This window comes from Streptomyces sp. NPDC047982 (genome assembly GCF_043204165.1).
Classification (GTDB): domain Bacteria; phylum Actinomycetota; class Actinomycetes; order Streptomycetales; family Streptomycetaceae; genus Streptomyces.
Genome location: NZ_JBIDBS010000001.1, coordinates 16,650 through 36,410, shown reverse-complemented (window position 1 = coordinate 36,410; position 19,761 = coordinate 16,650). Strand labels below are relative to the sequence as shown.

General features: G+C 71.1%; 12 protein-coding genes, 6 tRNA genes and 1 riboswitch. Of the genes, 11 read left to right on the top strand and 7 right to left on the bottom strand.

Features of this window, described 5'->3' with window-relative positions; translation table 11 throughout:
• Positions 1-406: 406 nt before the first annotated feature.
• Together ACGF2V_RS00130 and hrpA are read right to left on the bottom strand one after the other, a co-directional pair.
• Positions 407-481 (bottom strand) — tRNA-Asp (locus tag ACGF2V_RS00130).
• Positions 482-653: 172 nt separating this feature from the next.
• A complete protein-coding gene (hrpA, locus tag ACGF2V_RS00125) occupies positions 654-4,655 on the bottom strand; it encodes an ATP-dependent RNA helicase HrpA (protein ID WP_362705871.1) in 4,002 nt (1,333 codons plus the stop codon).
• A gap of 410 nt (positions 4,656-5,065) precedes the next feature.
• On the opposite strand from hrpA, the gene ACGF2V_RS00120 reads away from it, so the two are divergent.
• The 3 genes from ACGF2V_RS00120 to ACGF2V_RS00110 all read left to right on the top strand — a co-directional run bounded on the left by ACGF2V_RS00120 (position 5,066) and on the right by ACGF2V_RS00110 (position 7,397).
• Positions 5,066-5,560, top strand: coding sequence for a hypothetical protein (locus tag ACGF2V_RS00120; protein ID WP_362705874.1), 495 nt, complete (start codon positions 5,066-5,068; stop codon positions 5,558-5,560).
• Between the two features lie 62 nt (positions 5,561-5,622).
• A complete protein-coding gene (locus tag ACGF2V_RS00115) occupies positions 5,623-6,471 on the top strand; it encodes a DsbA family protein (RefSeq protein WP_362619904.1) in 849 nt (282 codons plus the stop codon).
• Positions 6,468-7,397, top strand: a complete 930-nt coding sequence (locus ACGF2V_RS00110) for a cytochrome c biogenesis CcdA family protein (RefSeq protein ID WP_362619906.1) — start codon at positions 6,468-6,470, stop codon at positions 7,395-7,397. The genes ACGF2V_RS00115 and ACGF2V_RS00110 overlap by 4 nt, the downstream gene beginning before the upstream one ends.
• Positions 7,398-7,438: 41 nt before the next feature.
• Here ACGF2V_RS00110 and ACGF2V_RS00105 read toward each other — a convergent pair.
• The 3 genes from ACGF2V_RS00105 to ACGF2V_RS00095 all read right to left on the bottom strand — a co-directional run bounded on the left by ACGF2V_RS00105 (position 7,439) and on the right by ACGF2V_RS00095 (position 7,720).
• Positions 7,439-7,512: transfer RNA gene (locus ACGF2V_RS00105), tRNA-Phe, on the bottom strand.
• A 22-nt stretch (positions 7,513-7,534) separates the two neighbouring features.
• A tRNA-Asp gene (locus ACGF2V_RS00100) sits at positions 7,535-7,609 on the bottom strand.
• Positions 7,610-7,647: 38 nt separating this feature from the next.
• A tRNA-Glu gene (locus ACGF2V_RS00095) sits at positions 7,648-7,720 on the bottom strand.
• 355 nt (positions 7,721-8,075) lie between these two features.
• Here ACGF2V_RS00095 and ACGF2V_RS00090 point away from each other — a divergent pair.
• The 4 genes from ACGF2V_RS00090 to ACGF2V_RS00075 all read left to right on the top strand — a co-directional run bounded on the left by ACGF2V_RS00090 (position 8,076) and on the right by ACGF2V_RS00075 (position 12,849).
• The gene (locus tag ACGF2V_RS00090; protein WP_351517974.1) at positions 8,076-8,426 is read left to right on the top strand and encodes a metallopeptidase family protein; all 351 of its coding nucleotides are present in this window, start codon (positions 8,076-8,078) and stop codon (positions 8,424-8,426) included.
• 416 nt (positions 8,427-8,842) lie between these two features.
• The gene (locus ACGF2V_RS00085) at positions 8,843-9,442 is read left to right on the top strand and encodes a hypothetical protein (protein ID WP_362619907.1); all 600 of its coding nucleotides are present in this window, start codon (positions 8,843-8,845) and stop codon (positions 9,440-9,442) included.
• A 322-nt stretch (positions 9,443-9,764) separates the two neighbouring features.
• Positions 9,765-11,999, top strand: coding sequence for a DEAD/DEAH box helicase (locus ACGF2V_RS00080; RefSeq protein ID WP_362619909.1), 2,235 nt, complete (start codon positions 9,765-9,767; stop codon positions 11,997-11,999).
• Between the two features lie 777 nt (positions 12,000-12,776).
• Positions 12,777-12,849: transfer RNA gene (locus ACGF2V_RS00075), tRNA-Lys, on the top strand.
• A 257-nt stretch (positions 12,850-13,106) separates the two neighbouring features.
• On the opposite strand, the gene ACGF2V_RS00070 is transcribed toward ACGF2V_RS00075, so the two are convergent.
• Positions 13,107-13,505, bottom strand: a complete 399-nt coding sequence (locus ACGF2V_RS00070) for an SHOCT domain-containing protein (RefSeq protein WP_362619911.1) — start codon at positions 13,503-13,505, stop codon at positions 13,107-13,109.
• A 137-nt stretch (positions 13,506-13,642) separates the two neighbouring features.
• On the opposite strand from ACGF2V_RS00070, the gene ACGF2V_RS00065 reads away from it, so the two are divergent.
• The 4 genes from ACGF2V_RS00065 (at position 13,643) to ACGF2V_RS00050 (ending at position 17,893) form a co-directional block, all read left to right on the top strand.
• Positions 13,643-13,716 (top strand) — tRNA-Met (locus ACGF2V_RS00065).
• Between the two features lie 235 nt (positions 13,717-13,951).
• Complete coding sequence (locus tag ACGF2V_RS00060; protein ID WP_392910183.1) at positions 13,952-15,124, top strand: PP2C family protein-serine/threonine phosphatase; 1,173 nt, start codon at positions 13,952-13,954, stop codon at positions 15,122-15,124.
• A 313-nt stretch (positions 15,125-15,437) separates the two neighbouring features.
• Positions 15,438-15,589, top strand: a riboswitch (cyclic di-AMP (ydaO/yuaA leader).
• Positions 15,590-15,804: 215 nt separating this feature from the next.
• Positions 15,805-16,839, top strand: a complete 1,035-nt coding sequence (locus ACGF2V_RS00055) for a M23 family metallopeptidase (RefSeq protein ID WP_392910397.1) — start codon at positions 15,805-15,807, stop codon at positions 16,837-16,839.
• A gap of 109 nt (positions 16,840-16,948) precedes the next feature.
• Positions 16,949-17,893: an aldo/keto reductase gene (locus ACGF2V_RS00050; RefSeq protein WP_362705879.1), complete on the top strand. Its 945-nt coding sequence runs from the start codon at positions 16,949-16,951 to the stop codon at positions 17,891-17,893.
• A gap of 230 nt (positions 17,894-18,123) precedes the next feature.
• On the opposite strand, the gene ACGF2V_RS00045 is transcribed toward ACGF2V_RS00050, so the two are convergent.
• On the bottom strand, positions 18,124-19,725 hold the full coding sequence (locus tag ACGF2V_RS00045) for a PrsW family intramembrane metalloprotease (protein WP_362705882.1): 1,602 nt from the start codon (positions 19,723-19,725) through the stop codon (positions 18,124-18,126).
• Positions 19,726-19,761: the final 36 nt, after the last annotated feature.

Here is a 19,761-nt window from a genome sequence, read left to right as displayed (position 1 = left end):
AGGTCGCCTCTTCGGGAAACTCCTTTAGTGACTCCCGTCACACCGTATGAGTCGCATCACGTCGAGCCTGCCACCTTTGGGGCACGGTTTCCCTCACTGTTGGTCACTCGGTCGAGGGACTTTCACCCTGGATCCCCGAGATGCCGTTCTGGCGCCGCGTGCGGGCGGTCGGGGGGAATTCCTGCGCCCCGTCCCCAAAAGGCCGCCACGGACCCCGTGGTGGGCTTCGAGCGGGTCTGACGGTGTGTCGGCTGTGGGTGCGGCAGTGATGGCTGACGGCCGACGCGACGGTCCCCGTGGTGGGTGCGGGGAGAGCGCGGGGGTGAGGGAGGAGGGGCGGGCGGGCCCGTCGGCTGGGCTGGAACGCGCGAAAGCCCGGATCCGAGGGATCCGGGCTTTCGTACTGCGGTCCTGACGGGATTTGAACCCGCGGCCTCCACCTTGACAGGGTGGCGAGCACTCCAAACTGCTCCACAGGACCAGGTTTTCGCTGCTGCCTTGCGGCTGGCTGCGAAGACAGACTGTACAGCAGGTCGGAGGGTCCGGTCGACTTCACTCCTGGTGATTGCCCCGTCACCGCTGTGGCCGCTCCGATCTCAAGGGCGTGGCCCCGCGGATCCGGCGGCTCCGGTCGCGGGGGCGGCCCTTCCGGATCAGGGGGCCGCGGCGTCGATCGCCTTCACGATCCGCTTGTCGGAGACGGGGTAGGCCGTCCCCAGAGCGTGCGCGAAGTAGCTGACCCGGAGCTCCTCGATCATCCAGCGGATGTCCAGGACCTCCTGCGGCACGGGCCTGCCCTGCGGCAGCTGTTCGAGCAGCCAGGCGTACTCGTCCTGCATCTCGTGGACCTTCTCCATGCGCGTGGTGTCGCGTTGGACGCCCGTCGGCATCTGCTGGAGCCGACGGTCGGCGGCGACCAGGTAGCGCATCAGGTCGGGGAGCCTGCGCAGCCCGGTCGCGGTGACGAAGCCCGGTGGCACGAGGTCCGAGAGCTGCTTCCGTACGTCGGTGACGTTGGCGGCGAGGACGAGGCTGTTGGTGGCCTTCAGGCGCCGCTCGCACGCCTGCCAGGCGGCCAGCACCTGCTGCACCTGCTTGACCGTGTGCTCGGTCAGCGCGACGAGGTCGGCGCGCACCTTGTCGTACAGCTTGCGGTACGACTCCTCGTCCCAGGCCGGGCCGCCGTGCGCGCCGATCAGCCGGTCGGCGGCGGCCGTCGCGCAGTCCTCGAACAGCGCCTGCACGGAACCGTGCGGATTGGCGGACAGCGCCAGCTTCTGCTGGTTCGAGAGCTTGTCCGAGGCGAACTTGGCCGGGTTCACCGGCACGTTCAGCATGATCAGCCTGCGGGTGCCGAGCCACATCGCCCGCTGCTGCTCGGCCTCGGTGTCGAAGAGCCGTACGGCGACCGTCCCGCCCTGGTCCACCAGCGCCGGGTACGCCTTGACCGGCTGACCGGCCCTCCGGGTCTCGAAGACCCGGTCCAGCGTGCCGATCGTCCAGTCCGTGAGGCCCGAACGCTCGATGGACTCGCCCGAGGGGCCCGCAGTGGCCGCCGCGGCCTTGGAGAGGGCCTGACGGGCCTTGGGGCGCAGCCGGAGCCTCAGCGCCTCCAGGTCCTTGTCCTCGGCCACCTTGCGGCGCCGCTCGTCGACGATCCGGAACGTGATCTTCAGGTGGTCCGGGACGCGGCTCAGGTCGAAGTCTTCCGCCGTGACCGGGACGCCGACCATCCGCTGGAGCTCGCGCGCGAGCGTGACCGTGAGCGGTTCCTGCCGTGACATCGGGTCGCCAGGGGCGGACGGAACCGCCCGGTCCAGGAACTTCTCCGCGTAGTTCGGCGCGGGGACGTAGTGCCGGCGTATCGGCTTGGGCAGCGAGCGGATCAGCTCCGTGACCACCTCCTCGCGCAGGCCCGGGATCTGCCAGTCGAAGCCCTCGGCGGTGACCTGGTTGAGCACCTGGAGCGGTACGTGGACGGTCACGCCGTCGGCGTCCGCACCGGGCTCGAACTGGTACGTCACCCGGAACTTGAGCTTCCCCTGCCGCCAGGAGTCCGGGTAGTCGTCCTTGGTGACGGCCCCGGCCTTCTCGTTGATGAGCATCGAGCGCTCGAAGTCCAGCGCGTCCGGCTCGTCGCGGCGCTTGTGCTTCCACCAGGAGTCGAAGTGCGCCCCGGAGACCACGTGCTCGGGGATGCGCTGGTCGTAGAAGTCGAAGAGCGTCTCGTCGTCCACGAGGATGTCGCGGCGCCGGGCGCGGTGCTCCAGCTCCTCGACCTCGCCGAGCAGCTTGCGGTTGGCGTGGAAGAACTGGTGGTGCGTCCGCCAGTCGCCCTCGACCAGCGCGTGGCGGATGAAGAGATCACGGGACGTCTCGGCGTCGATCCGGCCGAAATTGATCTTGCGCTGGGCGACGATCGGTACTCCGTACAGCGTGACGCGCTCGTACGCCATCACTGCCGCCTGGTCCTTCTCCCAGTGCGGCTCGCTGTAGGTGCGTTTCAGCAGGTGCTGGGCCAGCGGTTCGATCCACTCGGGCTCGACCCTGGCGTTGACCCGCGCCCACAGCCGGGACGTCTCGACCAGCTCGGCCGACATCAGAAACCGCGGCTGCTTCTTGAAGAGCGCCGAGCCGGGGAAGATCGCGAACTTGGCGTTGCGGGCACCCAGGTACTCGTTCTTCTCCGTGTCCTTCAGCCCGATGTGCGAGAGCAGCCCGGCCAGCAGCGAGACGTGCACCGACTGCTCGGGCGCGTCCTCCGGGTTGGGCTCGATGCCCATCTGCTTCACGACCGTGCGCAGCTGCGCGTAGATGTCTTGCCATTCGCGAATGCGTAGGAAGTTCAGGTACTCCTGCTTGCACATCCGGCGGAAGCTGGAGGAGCCGCGCTCCTTCTGCTGCTCGCGGATGTACCGCCACAGGTTCAGGAACGCCAGGAAGTCGGAGGTCTCGTCCTTGAAGCGGGCGTGCTGCTGATCGGCCTGCGTCTGCTTCTCCGCGGGCCGCTCGCGCGGGTCCTGGATGGAGAGCGCGGCGGCGATCACCATGACCTCGCGGACACAGCCGTTGCGCTCGGCCTCGATGACCATGCGTGCCAGACGCGGGTCGACGGGCAGCTGGGAGAGCTTCCGGCCCAGCGGGGTGAGCCGCTGCCCCTTCTTCCCCTCGGCCCGTTCCTCCCGTTCGCCCCCGCGGGCGTCCGGGGCGGGCTTCTCGCCCTGTTCCAGCGCGCCGAGCTCCTGGAGGAGCTGGACGCCGTCACGGATGTTGCGGTGGTCCGGCGGGTCGATGAAGGGGAACCGCTCGATGTCGCCGAGGCCGGCCGCGGTCATCTGGAGGATGACGGAGGCGAGGTTCGTGCGCAGGATCTCGGGATCGGTGAACTCCGGGCGGGTCAGGAAGTCGTCCTCGGAGTACAGCCGGATGCAGATGCCGTCCGACGTACGGCCGCAGCGGCCCTTGCGCTGGTTGGCGCTGGCCTGCGAGATCCGCTCGATCGGCAGGCGCTGGACCTTGGTGCGGTGGCTGTAGCGGGAGATCCGGGCGGTGCCCGGGTCGATCACGTATTTGATGCCCGGGACGGTCAGCGAGGTCTCGGCGACGTTCGTCGCCAGCACGATCCGCCGACCGGTGTGCCGCTGGAAGACGCGGTGCTGCTCGGCGTGCGAGAGACGGGCGTAGAGCGGCAGCACCTCGGTGTGGCGGAGGTTCCGCTTGTTCAGGGCGTCCGCGGTGTCGCGGATCTCGCGCTCGCCGGAGAGGAAGACCAGGATGTCGCCGGGCCCCTCGGACTGGAGCTCGTCGACGGCGTCGCAGATCGCGGTGATCTGGTCCCGGTCGGTGTCCGCCGTGTCGTCGGCGTCTTCCTCCAGCAGCGGGCGGTAACGCACCTCGACCGGGTACGTACGCCCGCTGACCTCGATGATCGGGGCCTCGCCGAAGTGGCGCGCGAACCGCTCGGGGTCGATCGTCGCCGAGGTGATGACGACCTTCAGGTCCGGACGCCTGGGCAGCAGCCTGGCCAGATAACCGAGCAGGAAGTCGATGTTCAGCGACCGCTCGTGGGCCTCGTCGATGATGATCGTGTCGTACGCGCGCAGCTCGCGGTCCGTCTGGATCTCGGCGAGCAGGATGCCGTCCGTCATCAGCTTGACGAACGTCGCGTCGGGGTTCACCTGGTCGGTGAAGCGGACCTTCCAACCGACCGTCTCGCCCAGCGGGGTCCGCAACTCCTCGGCGACGCGCTCGGCGACCGTACGGGCCGCGATCCGGCGCGGCTGCGTGTGCCCGATCATGCCCCGGACGCCGCGCCCGAGCTCCATGCAGATCTTCGGGATCTGCGTGGTCTTGCCGGAGCCCGTCTCCCCGGCGACGATCACGACCTGGTGATCGCGTATCGCCTCCAGGATCTCGTCCTTCTTCTGGCTGACCGGGAGTTGTTCCGGATACGAGACGGCGGGTACCCGCCCGGCACGCAGCGCGAGCCGTTCGGCCGCTTTTTTGGCCTCGGTGGCGATCTCGTCCAGCACGGCCTGCCGGGCCTCGGGCTTGCGGATGCGGCGCGCCCCTTCGAGACGGCGGCCGAGCCGGTGGGCGTCGCGGAGCGAGAGCTCTCCGAGCCGGGACTGAAGATCGGCGAAGGAAGTAGACATACGGACCCCAGGATCTCATTCGGGCCCGAAGAACGGCGAACCCATTTCGTGCGGTCCGGGTCACGGCGCCGGCGTCGGTACCGGCATGGTGGCGGCAGGCGTCAGCACCGGGATGGCGCGGCGGTGCGTGAGCCGCGGGGTCCGGTGGTGCGTGAGCCGTACGGTTTGGTGGTGGCTGCGCCGCGGGGTCCGGTGGTGGCTGAGCCGGATGGCGGTGTGTGGGCCGGGCGTGGGCGGGCGGTGCGCGAGCCGTGCGGTCCGATGGTGCGTGAGCCGGACGACACGGCACGGAGGCGCGGGATCACAGCACGTACCATTTCGGCAGCCGACCACCCGTTGCGGCGCGTCGCTCCCCGGCGCCCCCGTCACCCCGTCCACCCCGTCGCCCCCGTCCGGAAAGGCCGGTCGCCGTGTCCGTGTCCGTGTCCCGAGCGCAGTGGTGCTGCCTGACCGCGGTGCTCGTGGTCGTACTGGCGCTGTTCTGCGGATCGGGGACGGCTGTCGCGGGTGAGGGTCGTGTGGCCGCGCGAGCGGCCATGGGCGCGCAGACTGCCGGGGACACAGGGGCTTCCGCGGACGCCGACGCGGTGGACGCCGCCGGGGCTGCCACTGTCACGACTGTCGCTGCCACCTTGACTGCCACTGTCACTGACGTGGTCATGGCCGCGGACTCGGTTCCGAACCGCGCCCCCGTGCCCGGATGCGGCAAGAGCAAGAACGCGGACGACGCGCCCGCCTTGCCGGGGCGGGCCCGCTCCGGGGCCGACCAGGCGCCCGGTCTCGCCGAATGGGGACTGCCCGCCGCCACCGGCCCGGAGCCGGTCGGTCCGCGCGTCCGGATACGGCCGACAGGCCCGGCACCCGCCGCGCCCACTCCCGTGGAGCTCTCCGTACTCAGGGTGTAGACGACGGCCCTCCCGCCCGCCGTCCACCTTCTCCTTCCGTATCACCCCGTATGGAGTTCTGCATGTCCACGTCCAAACCCAGTCCCGGATCCGCGTCCACGTCCAAGTCCGCTCCCCGACCCGGAGCCAAGCCGTCGCGCGGGTCGTCCAGGAAGCCGCTGCTCTATGGGGCCGCAGTCGTGATCGCGGCCGCGGCGCTCGGCTTCGTCTCCTACCGGGCCACCACCCCCGACCAGTCGGGGCCGTCCTCGTCCTCGTCGGTCGCCGACGTCCCCGCGGACGCGGACGCCGAGGTCTTCCCGGAGCTCGAGAAGCTCGCCCGGCGCGACGCCGGTGACCCGCTCGCGGTGGGCCGGGTGGACGCGCCCGTCGTCCTCATCGAGTACGCCGACTTCAAGTGCAGCTACTGCGGGAAGTTCGCCCGCGAAACCGAACCCGCCCTGGTGAAGAAGTACGTCGAGGACGGCACCCTGCGCATCGAGTGGCGCAACTTCCCGATCTTCGGCGCCGGGTCCGAGGCCGCCGCCCGCGCCGCCTGGGCGGCCGGGCAGCAGGGCCGCTTCTGGGAGTTCCACCGCGCCGCGTACGCCGAGGGCGCGATGGAGAAGGGGTTCGGCAAGGCCCAGCTCAAGGCCCTCGCCCAGCAGGCCGGGGTCGCCGACCTCGAACGGTTCGCGCGCGACACGGACAGCCCGGCCGCTTCCGCGGCGGTGAACAAGGACCAGGAGCAGGGATACGGGATCGGCGCGGCCTCCACTCCGTCGTTCCTGGTCAACGGCCGTCCGATCGCCGGGGCCCAGCCGATGGAGACCTTCGTCCAGGCCATCGAAGCAGCGGCCGAGAAGGCCCGCTCCTCCGCGCCCCAGCCCCAGGGCACCGGGGCCGACGGCGACGGGAGCGGCACGGAATGACGGCCGACATCGGCTACTTCGCGGCCTTTCTCGGCGGGCTGCTCGCCCTGGTCAGCCCGTGCAGCGCCCTGCTGCTGCCGGCCTTCTTCGCGTACTCCATCGACTCCGCCTCACGGCTGCTGGCCCGTACCGGCATCTTCTACGCCGGTCTGGCCACCACCCTGGTTCCGCTCGGTGCGGCGGGCTCGTACGCCGGACGGCTCTTCTACGGCCATCGCGACGCGCTCGTCCTCGGCGCCGGGTGGCTGATCATCGCTCTCGGCGTCGCGCAGATCGTCGGCCTGGGCTTCGCCTCGCGTCGGATCGCCGCCCTCAGCGGTCGGATCCGTCCGACCACCGCCGTCTCGGTGTACGCGCTGGGCGCCGTATACGGACTGGCCGGTTTCTGCGCGGGGCCGATCCTCGGCAGTGTCCTCACCGTGGCGGCGGTCAGCGGCAGCCCGGTCTACGGCGGGCTGCTGCTCGCCGTCTACGCCCTCGGCATGGCGGTCCCGCTCTTCCTGCTCGCCCTGCTCTGGGAGCGGTTCGAGCTGGGCCGCCGGGCCTGGCTGCGCGGCCGCGCCTTCCGGCTCGGCCGTTTCGAACTGCACACCACGACGCTGCTGTCCGGGATCTTCTTCATCGGTCTCGGCGTGCTGTTCCTGGTGTACGACGGGACGACCGCGCTGCCCGGGCTGCTGGGCGTGGATCAGTCGTTCGCCGTGGAGCAGTGGGCCCAGCGCGTCGGGGAACGAGTGTCGGACGGGTCGGCCCTGGTGGCCGTGGTCGTGATGGTGCTGCTGTTCCTGGCGGTACGGGCCTGGCGCGGTCGGCGTACGGCCGACAAGATCGGCTCGGCCGACGAGATCGGCTCGGCCGGTGAGGCCGGGCCGGGTGGCGGGCCCGGACCGGGTGGCGTGAACCCGGCGGACCGCGAAGAGGCATGACACGACGAAGGCCCCGTCCATCGGACGGGGCCTTCGGGCGGTGGCTGGGGCCGGGATCGAACCGGCGACCTATCGCTTTTCAGGCGATCGCTCGTACCAACTGAGCTACCCAGCCACGCAGCTCACAGGAGCTGCAGCGGTCCTGACGGGATTTGAACCCGCGGCCTCCACCTTGACAGGGTGGCGAGCACTCCAAACTGCTCCACAGGACCAAGCTGTTGTGCGACTAAGTGTCGCACAAGGTTGTGCGTGCCCCCAACGGGATTCGAACCCGTGCTACCGCCTTGAAAGGGCGGCGTCCTGGGCCACTAGACGATGAGGGCGTAACTACTGGCACTGCTGTTTCGTCCCTGGCTGTCCCGGAAGGGACGGGAGAAACATGTGACTCCGCTTTCCCCCAGGGGGTTCCGCTTCTTCCTCGATCTCCGGTAAATGATCTCCGGGAACTCGGAACGGTCAAGCCCTGACCGGCGCCCTTGGGCACGTCGCAGACTGTACTACGGCGTTTCGGCGTCGGCCAAACCGAATAGGCGTGGCAGCGGTCCGGCGGCGGACGGCCGCTGACCTCGACCGTCGTCCGCCGCCGTGCGCCGCCGCCTGTCATCGTGCGCCGTGGTGCGCCGTCGGCGGTGCGGGGTGTGGTGAGCGGCCGTACCGGAGAACCGGGAGAATGACGGCGTGCTGGAGATGACGCGCGAGGAGTTCGAGGAACTGGTCGCCGAGGCGCTGGACCGGATCCCGCCGGAGCTGACGCGACTGATGGACAACGTCGCGGTGTTCGTCGAGGACGAACCGGACCCTGCCGATCCGGAACTGCTCGGACTGTACGAGGGCACGCCCCTCACCGAGCGCGGCGAGTGGTACGCGGGGGTGCTGCCGGACCGGATCACCATCTACCGCGGGCCGACGCTGCGGATGTGCGAGTCGCGCGAGGACGTGGTCGCGGAGACCGAGATCACGGTCGTCCACGAGATCGCCCACCACTTCGGCATCGACGATGAAAGGCTGCACGCGCTCGGTTACGGGTGAGCGCGCGGGCGCGTACGCGCGTCGCGTACGGAGTGAGCGCCCGGGCGCGTACCCGGGCGGCCGGGGCGCATCGGGTGCGGTGGGAGCGCGTCGCGAGCGGTCGGGCGCGGCGGGGCCGGCGACGAGGCGGCGCGTGGAGTGGCGGTGACACACGCGTGCGGTGCGGGTGACGTGCGCAAGGCACGTGGGCGGGTGAGGGGCGTGTCCCCAGCGGTGCAAAGGGAGTTGGGCACGTCGGGCGCGGAGCCGGGGAGCTCCGGCCCGTGCCGCTTCGTCTGTGATCCCTTCCCCCTTCCCCCCGTACTCCTCCGCCCTTCTGTCCTTCGTTCCCTCATCGCTCTCCCTCTCCTCGTCCCGCTGTCTTCTCTCGTGTCTCCTCCTTCCCGCTCCTCCCCGCACATCCGGAGGTACCGCCCGTGCGCCAGTTGTCAGTTCCCGCCCGCTGGGCGGCCGTCGTCGCGCTGACGGTCGCCGCATCCACCGGCTGCATGAGCGTCGGCGACGACGGGGACAAGCCGTCGTCGAAGCCGTCGTCCGATCCGAAGGGAAGTGCGGCCGAGCCCGACGGCCACACGGTGTCCGGTACGGGCGGCTCCCGTGCCGGGGGCGGGCGCGCCGAGGCGCATTCCGAGCGGGAGGCGGCCGAGTCCGCGCGGCCGAGCGGTTCCGCCGCGCCTTCGGGCTCGCCGGGCGCCCGGCCCCGGGCGGAGCGGGGCGAGACGGCGGGCGCACCGGCCGGGCCGGGCGCCCCGGAACCGGAGCGGGGCGGCGGGCAGCCGGAGCCGGAGCCCTCGCGGCCGGGCTCCGAGGTGCCGCAGCGGCCCGAGACCTCGCCGTCACCGTCCGAGCCGCCCGCTCCCGAGCCGCCGGCCTCGCCGCAACCGGAGCCCTCGGAGCCGGCGCCGCAGTCGTCGGCCTCCTCGGCGGCCGAGCTCCGCGCCTACGCGATGAGCCTGCCGGGCGAGCCGACGGCGCTACGGACGCCGGAGGTCTCGCCGCAGGAGGAGCCGGTGTAGCTGGGCGTTCCCGAGCTGCGGACGTTCCGGAGGGGCCACGGTTCCGGCGGAAACGGGTGGGGGAGCGGGGCGGGGAAACGGGTGGGGAAACGGGCGGGAGGGAGGGAGACGCGGCGGGGCGGACGGGGGGCGGTTTGCGTGCTGTGGGGGTGAGTGCGTATGGTGGCAGATCGTTTGATCCCATTGCCCGGCGCCGAAACAGAAGCGCGCCGTGTGGCGCGTACTCTCCCTTGCCGTGGCTGGACCGCATTGAGGCGGTCGAAATTGCGAATTCACGGAGTTACGGGCGCGTGCCGAGACTCCGGAAGGTTTCGCATTTCGCATGTCAATTTCCAGTTCTGACCGCGTCGTCATGCCCGAGAGCATCGAGAATGTCGAGAACGACGAGTTCGTCGGCGCCGACGAGTTCGTCGAGAGCGGCGAAGGGCTCGTCGAGGACGCCGTCGACTCCCGCGCGCAGCGGGCCGACGACGACTCCGCCGACGAGGCCGGGCCGACCGTCACCTTCGCCGACCTGGGGCTGCCCGAGGGCATCGTCCGCAAGCTCGCGCAGAACGGTGTGACCACGCCCTTCCCGATCCAGGCCGCGACCATCCCGGACGCCCTGGCAGGCAAGGACATCCTTGGCCGCGGCCGTACCGGTTCCGGCAAGACCCTCTCCTTCGGTCTGCCGACGCTGGCCGCGCTGGCCGACGGGCACACGGAGAAGAAGAAGCCCCGCGCGGTCATCCTCACCCCCACCCGTGAGCTCGCGATGCAGGTCGCGGACGCGCTCCAGCCGTACGGCGACGTGCTCGGCCTGCGGATGAAGGTCGTCTGCGGCGGCACGTCGATGGGCAACCAGATCTACGCGCTGGAGCGCGGCGTCGACATCCTCGTCGCCACCCCGGGCCGGCTGCGCGACATCATCAACCGGGGCGCCTGCTCCCTGGAGAACGTCCAGGTCGCGGTCCTCGACGAGGCCGACCAGATGTCGGACCTGGGCTTCCTGCCCGAGGTCACCGAGTTGCTCGACCAGGTCCCGGCCGGCGGTCAGCGCATGCTCTTCTCCGCGACGATGGAGAACGAGATCGGCACCCTGGTCGAGCGCTACCTGGACAACCCGGTGAGCCACGAGGTCGACAGCGCCCAGGGCAATGTCACGACCATGACGCACCACGTCCTCGTCGTGAAGCCGAAGGACAAGGCGCCCGTCACCTCCGCCATCGCCGCCCGCAAGGGCCGCACCATCATCTTCGTCCGCACCCAGCTGGGCGCCGACCGCATCGCCGAGCAGCTCGTCGCGGCGGGCGTCAAGGCGGACGCCCTCCACGGCGGGATGACGCAGGGCGCCCGTACCCGCGTGCTCGCCGACTTCAAGGACGGCTATGTCAACGCGCTCGTCGCGACCGACGTCGCCGCCCGCGGCATCCACGTCGACGGCATTGACCTGGTGCTGAACGTGGACCCGGCCGGCGACCACAAGGACTACCTGCACCGTTCGGGCCGTACCGCCCGGGCCGGCAAGTCCGGTGTCGTCGTGTCGCTGGCACTGCCGCACCAGCGCCGCCAGATCTTCCGCCTGATGGAGGACGCGGGCGTCGAGGCATCGCGCCACATCGTGGGCGGCGCGGGCGCCTTCGACCCGGAGGTCGCCGAGATCACCGGCGCCCGTTCGCTGACCGAGGTCCAGGCGGACTCCGCGGCCAACGCCGCCAAGCAGGCCGAGCGCGAGGTCCTGGAGCTGACCAGGCAGCTCGAACGCGTCCAGCGCCGCGCCGGTGAGCTGCGCGAGGAGGCGGACCGCCTGGTCGCGCGGGCCGCGCGCGAGCGGGGCGAGGATCCCGAGGCAGCCGTCGCCGAGGCCGCCGCCGAGGCGGAGGCCGCGATCGAGGCCGCCGTCTCCGTGCCGGAGCAGCCCACGGCGCGGGACGACCGGCGCGACGAGCGCGGCAACTTCGAGCGCCGGGACAGCCGGGGCGGCGACCGCGGCGGGTACCGCGGGAGCCACGACCGGCGTGACGACCGTGGCGGTGACCGTGGTTTCCAGCGTCGTGACGACCGTTCGTCGGGTGGCTTCCGCCGTGACAACGACCGTCCGTCGTTCGGCCGCGACCGCCGCGACAACGACCGGCGTGACGACCGTGGCGGTGACCGTGGTTTCCAGCGTCGTGACGACCGTTCGTCGGGTGGCTTCCGCCGCGACAACGACCGTCCGTCGTTCGGCCGCGACCGCCGCGACAACGACCGTCCGTCGGGCGGCTACCGTTCCCACGACCGTCGCGACGACCGCGGTGGCCGCTCGTTCGAGCGTCGTGACAGCGACCGTCCTTCCTTCGACCGCCGGGACAACGACCGTCCGTCGTTCGGCCGCGACCGCCGGGACGACCGCCCCTCCGGTGGCTTCCGCTCGGGCGGCAGCGACCGTCCGTTCAACCGCGACCGTCGTGACGACCGCCCGTCGGGCGGCTTCCGCTCCGGCGGCGGCGATCGCCCGTACGGTCGGCGTGACGACCACCGCGGCGCCGGTTCCTTCGGCCGCCGCGACGACAAGCCGCGCTGGAAGCGCAACGGCTGAACGCGCTGAAACGCGTTGGATGGGTGAACGCGCTGAACGATGAGGCGGACCGCTGAAGGTCCGCCGCGTCGACCGGAGTTCTCCGCAAGGCGGGCCCGCTCTTCACGAGCGGGCCCGCCTTTCTTTTCGCTTCCCCACATGAGCAACGGCCTTCAGGATCCGGCGACTTGGGCAGGAGGAGGGGCGCTGCCAGGGGACGAGGGAGGGGGCTGGCATTTCAGGTATTCAGGGGGACCGGCCCTTTGGCCCGCCTGGCTTCTGCACGCAGGCGTCCTCGACGCTCCGCCGGGCGCGGGAGCGCCGCCCTGGCCGCACTCGTCGTGGCCGCGGCCGCCCTCGGCACGATGCCGACGGCCAGTGCCGGGGAAGCGCCGGCCCTCGTGCCGACGGACGGGAACGCGCCCGGATCTGGCTGACGGGGAACAGCTACCACTCCGACGCGGATGCCGCCGATGCCGCCGATGCCGCCGTGACGGGCAGCAGCACGGACTCATTCGGCTCGCGCACGAAGCTCGCCACGGGTCGGCAGGGGTACAAGGGCATCTCCTGACCGGCCCAGGCGGCCCAGGCGGCCCCGGCGGTCACGGGGCTCCGGGGCCCGGGCCCCGGAGCCCGCCGGAGCAGGGCGGGACGCGGACGTGCGGGACGGGATCACGAACGCACAGGCGCCGCCGTGGCCACGGTCCGCGCGTCGTGATCCCGCCACGACAGGCCCGGCAGCCGATACCCGATCGGCGGCGGCTCCGCGGCGGGCTATGCTCAGGGGTGGTTCGGCGAGGGCCGTTAGCTCAATTGGCAGAGCAGCGGACTTTTAATCCGTTGGTTGTGGGTTCGAGTCCCACACGGCCTACGTCTGGCGAGGAGGGGTGAAGCCCTCCGACCTGGTAAAACGCAGAGGCCCCCGTTTCGGCGGGGGCTTTTCGCATCCCTGAAGGCCGTTGGCTCGCCCGAGGCTCGTCCGAAGTGTCGGCGGAGTGTCCGGACGGCCGGCGTTCGACCTCGGCGCGGCGGGCTGCGCGGATTCCCTGCTCCCGGCTTTCCCGCTTCCCGGCCTTTGTGGCAGATCGGTCCCGGGTGGGGTGGGTGCCTCGGTAGGGGTGCCTCGGTTCAGGCCAGGAGTTTCGTCTTCGCCCGCTGGTACTCCTCGTCCGTGAGGGCGTTCCGGTCCCTCAACTCGGCGAGTTTCGCCAGGTCGTCCACGTGGCCGCCCTGTTTCGGCCCGCCCCCGGCGGCCTCGCGCACGTACGCCTTGAAGGCGGCCTCGCGTTCCCGCGCTTCCTTGAATTCCCGTCCGCCCATGGACCTGCCGCGCGCGATCACGTACACCAATACGCCGAGGTACGGCAGCAGCAGCGTCACGAGCAGCCAGCCGGCCTTGCCCCAGCCGCCCAGGTCGTCGCTGCGGAAGATGTCCGTGACGACCTTGAAGAGCAGGAAGAGCCACATGATCCAGAGGAAGAACCAGAGCATGGTCCAGAAGAGGTTGAGCAAGGGGTAGTCGTCCACGTTCGCTCCCTGGTCATCGCCGACCGTCGCGCCGGCCTACTGGCTTAAATCAGTCATATCACCGCATATTCAAGCGTGCTCGTCGTCCATGAGTGGTCACGAGCACGCCGGACATGGCGTAGAGTTGTGTTCACCGACGCGGGGTGGAGCAGCTCGGTAGCTCGCTGGGCTCATAACCCAGAGGTCGCAGGTTCAAATCCTGTCCCCGCTACTGAAGACCCGGGTCCGGAGCGTGCACAGCGCACCGGGCCCGGGGTTTTTGTGTCGAACCCCAGGTTTTCCGTGCCGTCGCCGGATGGCGCGAGGTGTGCCGGGCGGCGTGTGAGGTGTGCCACGCGCGTACCTCTGTCGGGTGATGCGGACTCGCCGCGCGGCTCTGCTCCGGTGAGCCTGGGTGCGGGGCTCGGTACCGTCCGCAGCCGTGCGTACCGGGCAGGAGACCACAGGTGTGGAAGCGGCTGAAGCGGCGCGGTGGACACGCCGGAGGTGGTGCCGGTGGTGTCGGTGTCAGGCGGTTCGTGCGCATGCTGCCGACCCTGATGATCGTCGGCGGGCTGGTGTTCGAACTGCTCACCCCGACGGTCTACACCGCCATTCCGCTGTTCGTGGCGGCGCCGCTGATCGCCGCGCCCTTCTTCTCATTGGCCAACACCGTGCGCACCGGCATCGCCGCGATGCTGGCCGTCTTCGCGCTCCGGCTGGCCACCGGCTCGCTGTCGGCGGCCGTGTCGCTGATCGAACTGCTCACGCTGGCGACCGTCTCGGTGCTCGCGGTGGTGATCTGCGAGGTCGTACGGCGGAGCAGTGAGCAACTGGCCTCCGCGCGGGTCATCGCGGAGCGGGCCATGCGGGCAGTGCTGCCGAAGCCGTCCGACCGGATCGGCGGGCTGCATGTGGCGGTCCGGTACGAGGCGGCGCAGGCCGACGAATTCGTCGGCGGCGACCTGTACGCCGTGACGGACACCCCGTACGGGGTGCGGCTGGTGGTCGGCGACGTGCGGGGGAAGGGGCTCGACGCCGTGGAGACGGTCGCCGTGGTCATCGGAGCGTTCCGGGAGGCGGCCGAGCAGGAACGCTCGCTGGAGGGCGTGGCACGTCGGCTGGAGCGGGCACTGGCGCGGGAGGGGGGAGCGCGCAGGGGCGGCCCCGATGCCACCGAGGGCTTCACCACAGCCGTACTGGCCGAGATCCCGGCCGGACTGTCCCGGGTCCGGATCGTCAACCGTGGCCACCCCGAGCCGATCCTGCTCTATCCGGACGGGGTGCTGGACGTGCTGGAGCCCTCGGTGCCCGCGCTGCCGCTCGGGATGGGCCTGGGCGCGTGGCCCGACCGGACGGACGAGTGGGATCTGCCGCCGGGGGCGACGCTGCTCCTCTACACCGACGGCCTCTCCGAGGCGCGGAACGAGGAAGGGGACTTCTACGATCCGGCGGCCCGGCTGCGCGGGCGGATCTTTCCCGACCCGGAGGAGCTGTTGTCCGCGCTGACCGACGACGTACGGCTGCACACGGGAGGGGAGTCGACCGACGACATGGCGCTGCTCGCGGTCGTGTGCCCCGCGGCGGGGCAGCCGGAGCGGCGCAGGCCCGTCCGGATCGTGGGGCCGGCCCCGGCGTGACGGGGGCCGGATCGGGGCCGGCCCGGGTGTGACGGGCGGGCCGGGGGCGTTCGAGCGGCCGGGCGCGCCCGTGCGGGCCGGGGTGCCACCGTACGTAATCGAAAGGCGTCGCTCCGCATAACGTTTGACGCAACGTCAGAAGCGGGGTATTGGCTGAGACTCGATCAGGTCGTCTGATTACGCCCCGAGATGTCCAGTAAAGTCCAGGCCAAAGACGTGAACGATCAGTGGGAGCGGCTTGGAATCAGGGCCCGGTGTCTATTAACGTTCGATAACGCAGCGCGGTCGTCCCAGCCGTCGTCAGAGGCGGCACCGTGCGCGAGCGCCGAATTCCGAAAGGGAACCGGGGAACCACCACCCTGGGGTGAATCGGGCATCTGGGTCTCGTGAGAGACGCAGGGTCCGTAGGAGACCTTCCTGCTCCGAACCCGTCAGCTAACCCGGTAGGCGAGAAGGAAGGAAAGGAGTGCGCCTCCGTGGCGTCCAACAAGCCTGCCCCCGAGGCCCCCAACCGGCTCGACCCCGCGTACGGTTCCGACTTCGGCCCCGGCTACGGCCCCGGGCAGGGCTCCGGCGTCGGTGTCGCTTACGGCTCCGACTACGCAACGGTCGGGATGACGACGGTGTCTGGTGCCGGTCGCGGTGCCGCCGAGCCCCTGGACCACGGAGCCGGACCGGACATGGCCGCCACCGCGACCCTGCCCGGCGGCGACTTCCGCATCGACGGCGACCGCGGTCCCGAGCGCGGCTGGGACGAGTGGAACCCCACCGAGGAGACCGTCCGCCCCGTACGCGGCAAGCACCGCGTCGCCAAGCAGCGCAACGGACTCGCCCGCAGTTCCGCGGTGCTCGGGGTCGGCGTCATCGCGGCGGTCGGCGCGGGCGGCATCGCCAGCGCGCAGGGCAAGCCGGCGGTGTCCATCTCCCTTCCCGACTCCGTCGCGGACAACCTGCCCGACGCCAAGTCCCTTCCCGGAGTGGGCGTCTTTCTCGCCGACGAGTCCGAGAACGACGGGGCCGGGGCCGTCACCGCCCCGCTCACCACCGCCGGCATCACCACCGCCGAGGCCGAGCAGGGCACGGCCGACGCGGGCGAGGCGCTCCGCGCCCGTATCCTCCAGCAGGCCGAGCAGCAGCAGGCCGCCGCCGACGCGGAGGCCAGGGAGGCCCAGGAGAACGCCGCGGCGGAGAAGGCCGCAGCCGAGGCCAAGAAGCAGCAGGACGCCGCCGAGGCCAAGGCCGCCGCCGAGAAGAAGAAGGCGCAGGAGAAGGCGAAGAAGAAGGCCGAGGCCCTGCGGCTGGCCAAGCTCGCCGCCAGCTACGCCCTCCCGACCACCTCGTACACGATCACCTCGACGTACGGCCAGGCCGGCTCGATGTGGTCCTCCGGCCACCACACCGGCCTCGACTTCGCGGCGCCGACGGGCACCCCGGTCAAGGCCGTGCACGGCGGCACCATCAAGTCGGCGGGCTGGTCCGGTTCGTACGGCTACCGCACGGTGCTGGAGCTGGAGGACGGTACGGAGGTGTGGTACTGCCACCAGTCCTCGATCGGCGTCGGAGCCGGTCAGAAGGTCTCCACCGGAGACACCATCGGTCGGGTCGGGGCGACCGGCAACGTGACGGGCCCGCACCTCCACCTGGAGATCCACACCGCCGACGGCACAGGTGTGGACCCGATGACCTGGCTGCGGAACAAGGGCCTCAACATCTGAGACACCTGGGACACCTGAGCCGCTCCGCGGGCGGAGAACGCTTCAGCAGCCGTCCGCCGACCGGCGGATACGCGGAAATACCACGTCGGCGGGACACGCTGATCCAGGTATGACTTCTCTCCGTAAGCTGGGCTCTTCCGATCTTCAGGTGTTCCCGCTCGCCCTCGGCGGCAATGTCTTCGGCTGGACGGCCGATGAGGCGCAGTCGTTCGCCGTGCTGGACGCCTACACGGCGGCGGGCGGCAACTTCATCGACACCGCCGACGCCTACTCCGCCTGGGTGCCGGGCAACGAGGGCGGCGAGTCGGAGGCCGTCATCGGCAAGTGGCTCGCGGCCCGTCCCGACCGGTCCGACGTCATCATCGCCACCAAGGTCGGTGCACACCCCTCGTACAAGGGGCTCGCCGCCGCCACCATCAAGGCGGCGGCGGACGAGTCGCTGCGCAGGCTCGGCAGGGACCACATCGACCTCTACTACACGCACTTCGACGACGAGACCGTTCCGGTCGAGGAGATCATCACCACCCTCGACGAGCTGGTGAAGGCCGGCAAGGTGCGGGAGATCGCCGCGTCCAACATCAGTCCCGGGCGGCTCCAGGCGGCCCTGGACTTCTCGGAGCGCGAGGGGCTGGCCCGCTACGTCGCCCTTCAGCCGCACTACAACCTCGTCTCCCGTGACACGTACGAGGGCGCGCTCCAGGACACGGCCCGCCGGGCCGGGCTCGCGGCCGTCCCGTACTACGCCCTGGCCTCCGGTTTCCTCACCGGCAAGTACCGCGCGGGGGCCCGGGTGAAGAGCGCGCGTGCGGCGAGCGCGGGGCAGTACCTGGAGTCGGAGCGGGGGCAGCAGGTCCTCGCCGCCCTCGACAGGGTCGCCCAGGCCCGTGGCGCGCAGATCGCGACCGTGGCACTGGCCTGGCTCGCGTCGCGGCCGACCGTCGTCGCGCCGATCGCCTCGGCCCGTACGGTCGAGCAGGTGCCCGCCCTGACGGCCGTCGCCGACCTCCGGCTGACCCAGGAGGAACTGGCCGACCTCACCGAGGCATCCGCCTGACGGAAGTCCCTGACGGACGCCACCGACAAGCCCGGCCGACCAGCGCGGCCCACAGCCCGACCCGCAGGCCCGGCTGGGAAGTCCGGTCGGCAGGCCCGGTCGGCAGGCCCGACCGGCAGCGCGGCCGGATTCGGCGGACCGTTCTCGGTTCCGGTCGTGCTTCGTTCGCCGCCGATCTTCCCGAACGCCCTTGGAGCGCCGTGCTACCGGGGGCGTTCGGGCGTCCGCGGCTACGGCGGCGGTAGCTGGTACGGGTTGTAGCCGCCGTACGCCTGGTGCGGTGGCGGGAACGCGGCCGGGGCCGACGTCGGCGGCCAGTACGCGGGCGGGCCGGGCGGGAACGGGTAGGGATGCAGGAGGCCCGCCGCCTGCGCCGCGTAGGTGAGGGCGGGGGCGGCCACGTCCCTGCGCTGCCAGAGGTGGTGCAGCAGCTCCAGCTCGCGTGCGGCGAAGTCGGGCCCCGCCGTCCCGAGGCGGGCCTGTCGGCGGAGCGAGGCCAGTGACATCGCGAACGACTCGTACTCGGCGACGGTGCGGGCGGCGGCCTTGCCTTGAGCCTTGGCCTGGGCCCGCGCCTTGCGGTGTGCCCTGGAGTGCGCCTTGTGGTGCGCCCAGTTCTGCGGCACGGCCTGAGCGGGGAGCGGTGCCTGGAACGGTGTCCGGGCGGGCGCGGCGACCGGGGCCGCGGGGCCGTGGCCCGGTCCGTACGGGTCGCCCCAGTGCCCCCCGGCTCCGAGGGAGTGGTGTCGGGCCGCGTCCCGGGCCAGGCCGCGGGCCCGCATGGAGGCGAGGGCGAGCGGTTCGGCGGGGGTCAGCCAGCCGGCCGCCGCGTAGGCGGGCAGTTCGGCGGCGAGCGCGCGCAGCTCGCGTCGGCGTGCCCAGATCACCAACCAGGTCACCACGCCGAAGAGCGGGACCATGAACACCGCGTACACGGCGTAGAAGGCGAGCGGTCCGAAGAAGGAGGCCGACCCGTTCCACAACGCGTGCATGCCCATGGCGAGGACGAGTCCCAGCAGTGGCAGCCCGATGCGACGGAACCGCTGGTTTCGGGCACTGGCGGCGGCGAGCCCGAAGCCCGTTCCGGTCAGGATCGTGAAGAGCGGGTGCGCGAACGGCGACAGCACCGCCCGCACGAAGAACGTCGCGGCGGTCACCGAGACGACGCCCGAGGCCCCGGTCTGCTGGTCCTCGCCGAAGGCGTTGCCCAGATAGAGGATGTTCTCGGTGAAGGCGAAGCCGCTCGCGGTGAATCCGGCGAGCACGACGCCGTCGACGACTCCGTTGAACTCACGTCTTCGGAACAGGAAGACCAGCAGGATCGCGGCGGCCTTGGCGCTCTCCTCGACGACCGGTGCTATGACCGTGGCACCGAGGATGTCCGCGTTCGACGGGTCGGCGGTGGCCGTGGCTATCCAGCGGGTGGCGAACGAGTTCGCGAGGATCGCGATCAGGGCGGCCGCGAACGCACCCCAGGCCAGGGCGAACAGCAGGTTCCGCCAGGGCGCGGGATCGACCCGGTCCAGCCAGCGGAACGCAGCCATCAGGAGCGGTACGGGCAGCACCGCGAGGCCGATACCGACGAGGAAGCCCTCGGTGCCTGTCTGATTGCGGACCAGGGCCAGGATCGCCAGGGCGCACACCGCGAGTACCGTGCACACGGCCGCGACGCGGAACGTCCTGCTGCGCCACACCATGCCGACGCGGCGCGGCCGGTACCGCCAGTGCCTGCGCTCCGGCACGCCGGCCAGGATCTCGCCGACCCGCTGTTCCTCGAGGACCGGGACGGCCGGGTGCGGCTGCCGCTGCTGGACAGACCCTTCGTATACCACCCCACGACCCTAACGAGCGGCACCGACACCGGCCAC

Excerpts from the sequence above, each read along its gene's own strand:
- hrpA (WP_362705871.1), bottom strand. The coding sequence starts at position 4,655 with ATGTCTACTTCCTTCGCCGATCTTCAGTCCCGGCTCGGAGAGCTCTCG.
- ACGF2V_RS00115 (WP_362619904.1), top strand. The coding sequence starts at position 5,623 with ATGTCCACGTCCAAACCCAGTCCCGGATCCGCGTCCACGTCCAAGTCC.
- ACGF2V_RS00110 (WP_362619906.1), top strand. The coding sequence starts at position 6,468 with ATGACGGCCGACATCGGCTACTTCGCGGCCTTTCTCGGCGGGCTGCTC.
- ACGF2V_RS00080 (WP_362619909.1), top strand. The coding sequence starts at position 9,765 with ATGTCAATTTCCAGTTCTGACCGCGTCGTCATGCCCGAGAGCATCGAG.
- ACGF2V_RS00055 (WP_392910397.1), top strand. The coding sequence starts at position 15,805 with ATGGCCGCCACCGCGACCCTGCCCGGCGGCGACTTCCGCATCGACGGC.
- ACGF2V_RS00050 (WP_362705879.1), top strand. The coding sequence starts at position 16,949 with ATGACTTCTCTCCGTAAGCTGGGCTCTTCCGATCTTCAGGTGTTCCCG.